The organism is Methanothermococcus sp. (assembly GCF_015523155.1).
Taxonomy (GTDB): Archaea; AGJL01; Methanococci; order Methanococcales; family Methanococcaceae; genus Methanofervidicoccus.
Map to the genome: position 1 here is coordinate 19,860 of NZ_WAKW01000034.1, position 9,449 is coordinate 29,308.

A 9,449-nucleotide genomic window follows, 5' to 3' on the forward strand; every position below is an offset into this window, starting at 1 on the left:
TATTTTTTTATTTATTATTTTGATATAATATTCTAATTTTTTTATAAAAGTGATATATATTTATTTAAATCTTACTGTCAAAACTACGGAACAAGGTAATGAAAACCGATGTTTCCACTTATTATTTAATTAATTTTCATTTAAATTAATTTTTTAATATATATAATATTTTTGGTATAATTTATTTTCTCCCATAAAATTCTATGGATTTTGAAATGGATGAAACAACCATTTCTCTTATATTTTCAACATCTTTTTCAAGATAATTAAGAACTTCATGGCTTTTTTTTCTTATACTGTCTCCCTTATTTCTGCTGTATGGGCATTCATCTTTATCTTTATAATAACCCACATTACATTCATTAAGTGCCTTTACAATATCTTTTTCAGATACACTCAACAACGGTCTAATAATTGTGCTTTTCTGTAATTTAAGTTTAAACTCTTTGAAATCAAACACCGTTTCATCAAACTTCTTTAAAGGTTCCAATGTTTTTATTACATCTCCTTTAAGGATATTTGCCAATATTGTGTCGGAATTATCTTCCAATGTATGACCGAGACATATTTTTATTTTGCTTATGTCATTATTATTTATATTTTTATTATTTGCATTTTCATTTTCCAGCAACTCCATGGCAAAATTTGTTAGAATATATCTTCTTACAATAGAACAGGAAAAGCATGGGGAATATTCAATACCTTTTGTGTTTTCCGATAAAATCTTGGACATCTGGACAACATCTTTATCAAAACTTATAATTTTGTTAGGGATATTTAGATTTTCACAGTGTTTTTTTATAACATCCATGTTTTTGTTGTCTGAGCTCCAAGGTCGAATATTACTTATGTTTAAATCAATTGTAATGGCGTAAATTTCTATTCCGTATCTTCTCCTGTATGGTTCTAAAAGATGCAGTAATGCTAAACTGTCTTTTCCACCACTTAATCCCACAATTATTTTGTCTCTGGGACTTATTATCTTATGTTTTGAGATATATCTTCCCATCTTTTGAGATATATCTTCATAGCTTCTTGAATAAACCACGGGGATTCCAAATTCCTTTTCTATTTTTTTTATCTTATCTTTGGATAATCTTGCTAATCGTTTATTGTTTATTATTAGTTTGTCATTTCTAATGGTTAAATAAGATGGATTACAGTATTTTTTTAACTCTTTTATATCAATCATAGTCCCACATTTTAGTAAAGTAAATTATATGTTCGAATAATAATATATAAAAAACTATTATACACTTAATCTAACTTATATTCACTTTATATCTATAACTTCTTTCTTTATCCATAGCTATTTTGAAAAAATATAAATATGATAGATATATAATTACATAAGAAAAAATAAAAATTATTATAGGTTATTATTTAGGATTTACTTCATTTTTATTGATTATATTTATATACTTTTTTATAAACATAAGAGGGATAACATGGTAAAAATAACAGACACTACTTTTAGAGATGCACATCAGTCATTAATGGCTACAAGGTTAAGAACTGAGGATATGATACCAATTGCAGAAAAAATGGACGAAGTGGGCTTTTTTTCAATGGAAGTATGGGGCGGAGCCACATTTGACGCCTGTATTAGATATTTAAATGAAGACCCATGGGAACGATTGAAATCGCTAAGAAAGCGAATTCAGAACACTCCCTTACAGATGCTTTTAAGAGGTCAAAACTTAGTAGGATATAGGCACTATCCAGACGATATTGTAGAGAAATTCGTTCAAAAATCCTATGAAAATGGAATAGAGATATTTAGAATATTCGATGCACTAAACGATATAAGAAATGTAAAAGTTCCAATAAAGGTTGCAAAAAAATGCGGAGCTCATGTTCAGGGTGCAATATGCTATACCACAAGTCCTGTTCATACGATAGAACAGTTTGTAAATCTTGCAAAAGAGTTTGAAGAACTTGGATGTGATTCCGTTGCAATAAAAGATATGGCGGGTCTTCTAAAACCTTATGAATCAAAAATACTTATAAATAGATTAAAAGAGGAAGTTTCAATACAAATAAACCTTCACAGCCATTGCACAAGTGGAATTGCCCCACTCACATATTTAGCAGCAATTGAAGCTGGTGTTGATGTGTTAGATTGTGCAATGTCCCCGTTATCAATGGGAACAGCACAACCACCCGTTGAAAGTATTGTGGCAGCATTAAAAGGAACCAAATTTGATACAAAATTGGACATGGAATTATTAAATGAAATTAGAGACTACTTTGATAAAATCAGAGAAAAATACAAGTATTTAATAAATCCAATCTCTGAAAGGGTAGATACAAGAATTTTATTATATCAAGTTCCCGGAGGTATGCTTTCAAACCTTGTTTCACAGTTGAAAGAACAGGGTGCTCTGGATAAATTTGAAGATGTGCTTAAAGAAATTCCAAATGTTAGAAAAGATTTAGGATATCCGCCGCTGGTAACTCCATCATCTCAGATTGTAGGAACCCAGGCTGTAATGAATGTTTTAACGGAAGAAAGATACAAAATAATTACAAACGAAGTTGCAAATTATGTGAAGGGGCTTTATGGAAAACCACCTGCTCCAATTAGTAAGGAGCTCATGAAGAGAGTCCTTCAAGATGGCGAAAAACCTATTACATGTAGACCCGCTGATTTGTTAAAGCCAGAATATGAAAAGGTAAAAGAAGAGGCTGAGAAAAAAGGTATAGTGTCAAAAGAAGAGGATATATTGACCTATGCACTTTACCCACAGGTTGCAGTTAAGTTCCTAAGGGGAGAATTGGAAGCTGAGGTAATACCTGAGGAAAAAGAAATTTCCAAATTCATGGAAATTCCAACGGAATATATTATTGAAGTTGATGGAGAAGCATACGAAGTTAAAATTAACCCAAAATACGGAACTGAAATGAAGAAGAAAAAAGAGAAATTCACCGCAGAAACAGAAGGGGCAATAACATCTCCATTTAGAGGGATGATTACTAAAATAAAAGTTAAAGAAGGGGATGAAGTAAAACAGGGCGATGTAATTGTTATATTGGAAGCCATGAAGATGGAAAACCCTGTTGAAAGTCCAGTAGATGGAAAGGTTGAAAAAATAATCGTTCATGAAGGGCAGTCCGTCAATGTGGGCGACATACTTATGATAATTAAATAGATAAATAACTAAAAATTCTAAACTAACTATCTATTTATTAAATATTCATTAATTAAATATCCATTATTCTATTTTATAAATAAAATATAAAAAATAAAGCATGGGGATTATCATGTTTAAAAAAGTATTAATAGCCAATAGAGGCGAAATTGCTGTTAGGATTATAAGAGCATGTCAGGAACTAGGAATAAAAACTGTTGCAGTATATTCCGAGGCTGATGAACATTCACTATATACCACCCTTGCCGATGAATGTTATTGTATAGGACCACCACAGGCTTCAAAGAGTTATTTGAATATAGATAGAATAATAACCGTTGCAGAAAAAACTGGAGCAGATGCTATACACCCAGGATATGGATTTTTATCAGAAAACCCAAAATTTGCCAAGGCTTGTGAAGAGAGAGATATCGTGTTCATAGGACCCCCTGTTGAGGCAATAGAATCCATGGGTAGTAAAATAAATGCAAAGAGAATAATGAAAGAGGCTGGTGTTCCGGTTTTACCAGGTAGGGAAGACCCAATAGAAGACCCCCATGAAGTAATAGAAGTTGCAGAGGAAATAGGTTACCCTGTCATAATCAAAGCCTCCGCTGGTGGTGGAGGTATGGGTATGGGTGTAGCATACAATAGACAGGAACTCATAGAAACTATTGAATCCACAAAGTCAATAGCCCAAAGTGCATTTGGAGATTCCACAGTGTTTATTGAAAAATACTTGGAAAAACCAAGGCATATTGAAATCCAGATTTTAGCGGATAAATATGGAAATGCGGTTCATTTAGGAGATAGAGAGTGTTCAGTTCAAAGAAGACACCAAAAATTAATTGAAGAAGCCCCTGCCCCAATAATGACAGAAGAATTAAGAGCAAAGATGGGAGAAGCCGCAGTAAAAGCTGCAAAGGCAATTAATTATTACAGTGCTGGAACTGTGGAATTCTTATACAGCAATGGAGAATTCTATTTCTTAGAGATGAACACGAGAGTTCAGGTGGAGCACCCAATCACCGAAATCATTACAGGGTGCGATATTGTAAAAGAGCAGATAAAAACAGCAGCAGGGGAGAAACTTTCCTTCACACAGGAGGATGTAGAAATTAGAGGTCATGCCATAGAATGTAGAATAAACGCAGAGGATGCAGTAAATGACTTTATACCATCTCCTGGAAAAATAAAACATTACAGGTCACCGGGTGGTCCTGGAATAAGGTTGGATAGCGGAGTTTATGGTGGTGCAGAAATACCTCCATATTACGATTCCCTTATAGCCAAACTTATAGCCTATGGAAGAGATAGAAACGAGGCAATAGCAAGAATGAGAAGGGCATTATCTGAATATATGATTATCGGTATAACCACTAACATTCCATTCCACAGGGCGGTTATGGAAGAATCAGATTTTATAAATGGAAACATATCTACACACTATATCGACGATCATGCAGAATATTTAAAAAACAAAGTTATTAAATATGCTATGGAAGCGAGAGACGACGAAAAAAGATACAGCGATAAAATATTCCACGACGATAGAAAAATTGTAGCACTTGCAGGAGGATTAAATGCCTATATTACAAGTATTGCAAGTAAAAATATTGATAAATACGATAAAAAATATTCTGATGAATAAGATTAATTAAAATAACAATTGCAGTCTTGCAAAATATATAATTACGCACCAGATTATAATTTTGTGAGCTCCTATTTTCTTAATTTTTTTAAAGTAATATTTGGCATAATTTATCACTAAAGTGTAAGAACTATTATGTGTTAAAATTTAACCAGTAAAAAAATAAATAATAAATTACAAATATTTAACAAATTCATTAAAATCTACTTTAGCAAGTTTTAATATACCTTTCAAGGTTCCAATTTTTAAGTGATTATGTAGAGGAACAACAGTTCCAATTTTTCCAGTTGACGTTTCCTTTGATAATCTAACATGGCTCCCTTTTATTCCAGATATTTTAAAACCATACTTATTACACAAATTTTAATTACTGTTTTTCCAAATATATATCTATACTTTGGCAATTTTATCCCCTTGGGTATAAACCCCAAATGTTGTTGTTAAAATTAGCTGTTTTTTATCTTTAATTGGAAATTCTTCTAAATAAAGTTCAGTAGCCTCTTTTAAATTTGCCAATGCTTCTTCAATTGAAGACCCCTGACTAACTGTCCCCACTTCTGGACATTCTGCAACATACATATCATCTTCTTTATGTATTATAGCACTTAAAATCATATATTACTCACCCCATATTTTCATACACTACTATTTTTATATTATTGTATTTTAAAAATTAAATGTATTTATTTTATTTTAATTTATTTACAATCTATTTTTATAATTTCTTTTTTATGTAATGTTTTTTATGCTTCAAATGGATGGATATTTTTATATATTCTTAATCTTATTTTTTATTATACCATAATTTATAATAATTATATTATGATAATGGATAATATATAAATTTGTATAATTTAAAATTGGAGTTTATGGTGATAAAAGGATGACAATTGTTGATAGAGCTCATGAGTATCTTGAAAAAATCGAAAAATCAGACATAAATGCATACATACAAATTGATAAGGAGAGAGTTTTAAAAGAAGCGGAAGAATTGGAAAAAAATGAGAAATTAAAAAACAAACCACTTTATGGAAAATTAATTGCTGTTAAATCAAATATAAATGTTAAGGGATACACAATATCCTGTGCCTCAAAAACTCTTGAAAACTATGTGAGCTCCTACGATGCCACGGTGATTAAAAAGATAAAATCACAGGGGGGGCTTGTAATTGGAATGACCAATATGGATGAATTTGCATGTGGAAGCAGTGGTGAAACATCATATTATGGAGTTACAAAAAACCCAAATGCAGAAGGTAGAATTCCAGGAGGTAGTAGCTCAGGAAGTGCTGCCGCAGTGGCTGCTGATTTATGCGACATGGCACTTGGAAGCGATACCGGGGGAAGTATAAGAAACCCTGCATCTCACTGTGGTGTTGTTGGATTTAAACCATCCTATGGTGTAGTTAGCAGACAGGGATTATGCGACCTTGCCATGAGTTTTGACCAGATTGGACCTTTAACAAAAAATGCAGAGGATGCCCTTGTTTTAACAAATGTGATTAAAGGATTGGATATTTCAGACAGCACAACAGTGGATACTCCAAAATTCGAGAAGAAAGATGTAGAAAATTATAAAATCGGAATTATAAAGGAATTTATGGAAGTTAGCGACGAAAAAATAAGAAATAAAATTGAAGAAGGTATTGAAGTATTTAAAGACCTTGGATGCAAAATTGTGGAATTAAGCTATAAATATACCGATTTGGCACTTCCTACATACTACCTAATAAACTATGTGGAGTTCTTCTCAGCAACAAGAAAGTACGATGGAAGAAGATACGGATATCCAATAGAAGAGGTATGCGGTGAGGAAGTTTTAAGAAGAATCCTAATTGGAAAACACATAAGTGAAAAAGAATTCAGCGGAAAATACTACAAAAAGGCATTGCAGGCTAGAAGATTAATGAAAATGGAAATGTTAAAGCTCTTTAAGGAAGTTGATGTTATTGCATCACCAACTGTTCCAAAACTCCCACATAAAATAGGGGAAGAGCTCACTCCAATGGAAATGTATGCATACGATGTTTTGACAGTTCCTACAAATATTTGTGGAATATGTGCAGGAGTTGTTAAATGTGGAGATATAAACGGCACCCCAGTTGGATTGCAGATTCAAGGAAAACCATTTGACGATGAAAAGGTATTAAGTGCCATGATTGAATTCGAAAAGAATTATTAATTATTAAGCTATAACTACTAAATTATAAATTATTAAATTAATTAATTGAAAATATATTAATTTTTTTATAACTACTATTACATCCATTTTTTAGAAAAATTAAAAAGGCAAAAACATGACCATGAATGAAAAAGAGGTTTTGGATGCATTGAAAAAATATCGGGAAATGGATTTAAAATATGAGGACGGCAGGATATTAGGTTCTATGTGCACAAAACCCCATCCCATTTCAAGAAAAATAAGTGAAATGTTCTTTGAAACCAACTTAGGAGACCCTGGACTATTTAAGGGAACAAAAAAATTAGAAAACGAAGTAATACAAATGATGGGGAATTTTTTAAATAACAACAATCCATTTGGATGTATAATATCCGGTGGAACAGAGGCAAATATTACCGCCATGAGAACCATAAAAAATATTTCAAGAAAAAAAGGCAATAAATCCACTACTGTAATACTTCCTGAAACTGCACACTTCTCATTTGAAAAAGCAAGAGAAATGATGGATTTACAGTATATAAATCCCCCATTAACCAATTACTACACTATGGATGTAAAATATATTAAAGATTATATTGAAGATAGTAAAAACAGGATAGATGCAATAGTTAGCATAGCTGGATGCACAGAACTGGGAACCATTGACAACATAAAGGAAATTTCAAAACTGGCTGAGGAAAATAACATATATCTCCATGTAGATGCCGCATTTGGTGGTTTTGTAATACCATTTTTAGAGGATAAATATAAATTGGACAACTACAACTATGAATTCGATTTTTCATTAAATGCCGTATCATCCATTACAATAGACCCGCACAAAATGGGACTTGCACCAATTCCTGCTGGCGGGATACTATTTAGGGACATTTCATTTAAAAAATATTTAGATGTTGAAGCCCCATATTTAACAGACACTCATCAGTCAACATTAATTGGAACAAGAACAGGTATTGGTGTGGCATCCACATGGGGCGTAATGAAACTTTTAGGGGAAGAGGGATACAAAAATATAGTATCCGAATGTATGGATAATACTTATTATTTAATAAAAAAAGCTAAGGAGTATGGATTTAAACCAGTAATAGACCCTATTCTTAATATTGTAGCTTTAAGGGATGAAACACCATTAAAAACATGTTTAAAACTTCGTGAAGTAGGATGGTATGTATCAATATGCAAATGTGTAGGTGCCCTCAGAATAGTATTAATGCCCCATATACAAAAGGAACATATCGATGGATTTGTAGAGGCTCTATCAAGTATTAAAAAGAATTAAAAAATAAAAACAATAAGTTAAAAGAAAAATTAAATAATTAAAAAATAATATATAATAATTTTATTTTATCATTTTTACATTTTTTTGTTTATTCATTAAAGTATTCGTCGTATTCTCCGTTATCGATTAATTTATGAACTTCTTTGGGGTCTTTACCATCAACAGTTACACCTAATGAAACGCAGGTCCCTACCACTTCTTTTGTAGCATTTTTTAAGGTATATGAAAGCATAGATTCTCTTTTCATTTTTGCAATTTTCACTGCCTGCTCCATTGAGAGATTACCCACTATTTTATGTTTTGGTTCTGTTGAGCCTTTATCAAGTCCTAACTCTTTTTTTATGAGAGCTGATGTTGGTGGAATACCTACTTCTACTTCAAAGGATTTATCGTCTGTATTTACAATTACTTTTACTGGAACGCTCATTCCTTCATAATCTTTTGTTTTATTGTTTATTTCCTTAACAACATTCATAATATTTACACCAAGTGGCCCAATTGCTGGACCCAATGGTGGTCCTGCTGTTGCCTTTCCGCCTGTTACCAATATTTCAACTATCTCAGTAGCCATTATATTCACCTCAATTTACATCGTGTTTATAAACTAAAACTTATATTTAACTTTTTAATCATATTATCCATATCCTTATTTAAAACTTACTATGTCTTGAAAATGTAAAATAAAGTTATATATGTTTTATATATTTTTCTATATATTATAATTAATCTAAACTATTATTATTTGTTTTTGGATACGATTTTAACCTGTTCAATTCCAACTGTTATCGGAATAGGCACTGCAGCCTCCATTAACTCCAATGTTATTTCCTCTTTGTGCTTATCTACTCTTGTGACTCTGGCTTTTTCTCCCTTAAATGGTCCTGCAACCAATTCTACTATATCCCCTTTGTCGATGTTTTCTATAATCTTTGTTGGAGTCAATAGGTGTTCCAATTCATCTATTGAAGTTTCACCTGGGACTATGCCCTTTACTTTAAATGTTTTTCTTACCAAATCTTCAACTGCCCCTTTATTTGGAGCCTCTATAAGAATATATCCTTTTAAATCTTCTGTTGCCAATATTGAATATATTTCAATATTTTCTTTTTCAGCCTTTGAGGCTAAAAACTCTGCAACATTTTTTTCCTGGCCAGTTGTGGTTCTAACGGCAAAAATCATATATATCACCAGATTAAATAATAAAAA

General features: G+C 31.8%; 9 protein-coding genes. 4 read left to right on the plus strand and 5 right to left on the minus strand.

Going from position 1 to position 9,449, the window contains the following annotated elements:
- Positions 1-181: 181 nt before the first annotated feature.
- Positions 182-1,192, minus strand: a complete 1,011-nt coding sequence (locus F7B34_RS03830) for a tRNA 2-thiocytidine biosynthesis TtcA family protein (RefSeq protein ID WP_292460495.1) — start codon at positions 1,190-1,192, stop codon at positions 182-184.
- 256 nt (positions 1,193-1,448) lie between these two features.
- Here F7B34_RS03830 and oadA point away from each other — a divergent pair, with 256 nt between their 5' ends.
- Both oadA and F7B34_RS03840 read left to right on the plus strand, forming a co-directional pair.
- Entirely contained in the window at positions 1,449-3,152 is a 1,704-nt protein-coding gene (gene oadA / locus F7B34_RS03835; RefSeq protein ID WP_292460496.1) for a sodium-extruding oxaloacetate decarboxylase subunit alpha, read from the plus strand.
- 112 nt (positions 3,153-3,264) lie between these two features.
- Positions 3,265-4,782: an acetyl-CoA carboxylase biotin carboxylase subunit gene (locus F7B34_RS03840; protein WP_292460498.1), complete on the plus strand. Its 1,518-nt coding sequence runs from the start codon at positions 3,265-3,267 to the stop codon at positions 4,780-4,782.
- A gap of 174 nt (positions 4,783-4,956) precedes the next feature.
- On the opposite strand, the gene F7B34_RS03845 is transcribed toward F7B34_RS03840, so the two are convergent.
- On the minus strand, positions 4,957-5,142 hold the full coding sequence (locus F7B34_RS03845) for a type II toxin-antitoxin system HicA family toxin (protein WP_292460500.1): 186 nt from the start codon (positions 5,140-5,142) through the stop codon (positions 4,957-4,959).
- A gap of 30 nt (positions 5,143-5,172) precedes the next feature.
- Positions 5,173-5,397, minus strand: a complete 225-nt coding sequence (locus tag F7B34_RS03850; protein ID WP_292460502.1) for a type II toxin-antitoxin system HicB family antitoxin — start codon at positions 5,395-5,397, stop codon at positions 5,173-5,175.
- Between the two features lie 268 nt (positions 5,398-5,665).
- Here F7B34_RS03850 and gatA point away from each other — a divergent pair, with 268 nt between their 5' ends.
- Positions 5,666-6,964 (plus strand): Asp-tRNA(Asn)/Glu-tRNA(Gln) amidotransferase subunit GatA, encoded by a 1,299-nt coding sequence (gatA, locus tag F7B34_RS03855; RefSeq protein WP_292460503.1) that lies wholly within the window; start codon positions 5,666-5,668, stop codon positions 6,962-6,964.
- A gap of 121 nt (positions 6,965-7,085) precedes the next feature.
- Complete coding sequence (mfnA, locus tag F7B34_RS03860; protein WP_292460509.1) at positions 7,086-8,243, plus strand: tyrosine decarboxylase MfnA; 1,158 nt, start codon at positions 7,086-7,088, stop codon at positions 8,241-8,243.
- A gap of 88 nt (positions 8,244-8,331) precedes the next feature.
- Here mfnA and F7B34_RS03865 read toward each other — a convergent pair whose 3' ends face one another.
- Together F7B34_RS03865 and F7B34_RS03870 are read right to left on the minus strand one after the other, a co-directional pair.
- Positions 8,332-8,814 (minus strand): 50S ribosomal protein L11, encoded by a 483-nt coding sequence (locus tag F7B34_RS03865; protein ID WP_292460504.1) that lies wholly within the window; start codon positions 8,812-8,814, stop codon positions 8,332-8,334.
- 167 nt (positions 8,815-8,981) lie between these two features.
- A complete protein-coding gene (locus tag F7B34_RS03870) occupies positions 8,982-9,422 on the minus strand; it encodes a transcription elongation factor Spt5 (RefSeq protein WP_292460506.1) in 441 nt (146 codons plus the stop codon).
- Positions 9,423-9,449: the final 27 nt, after the last annotated feature.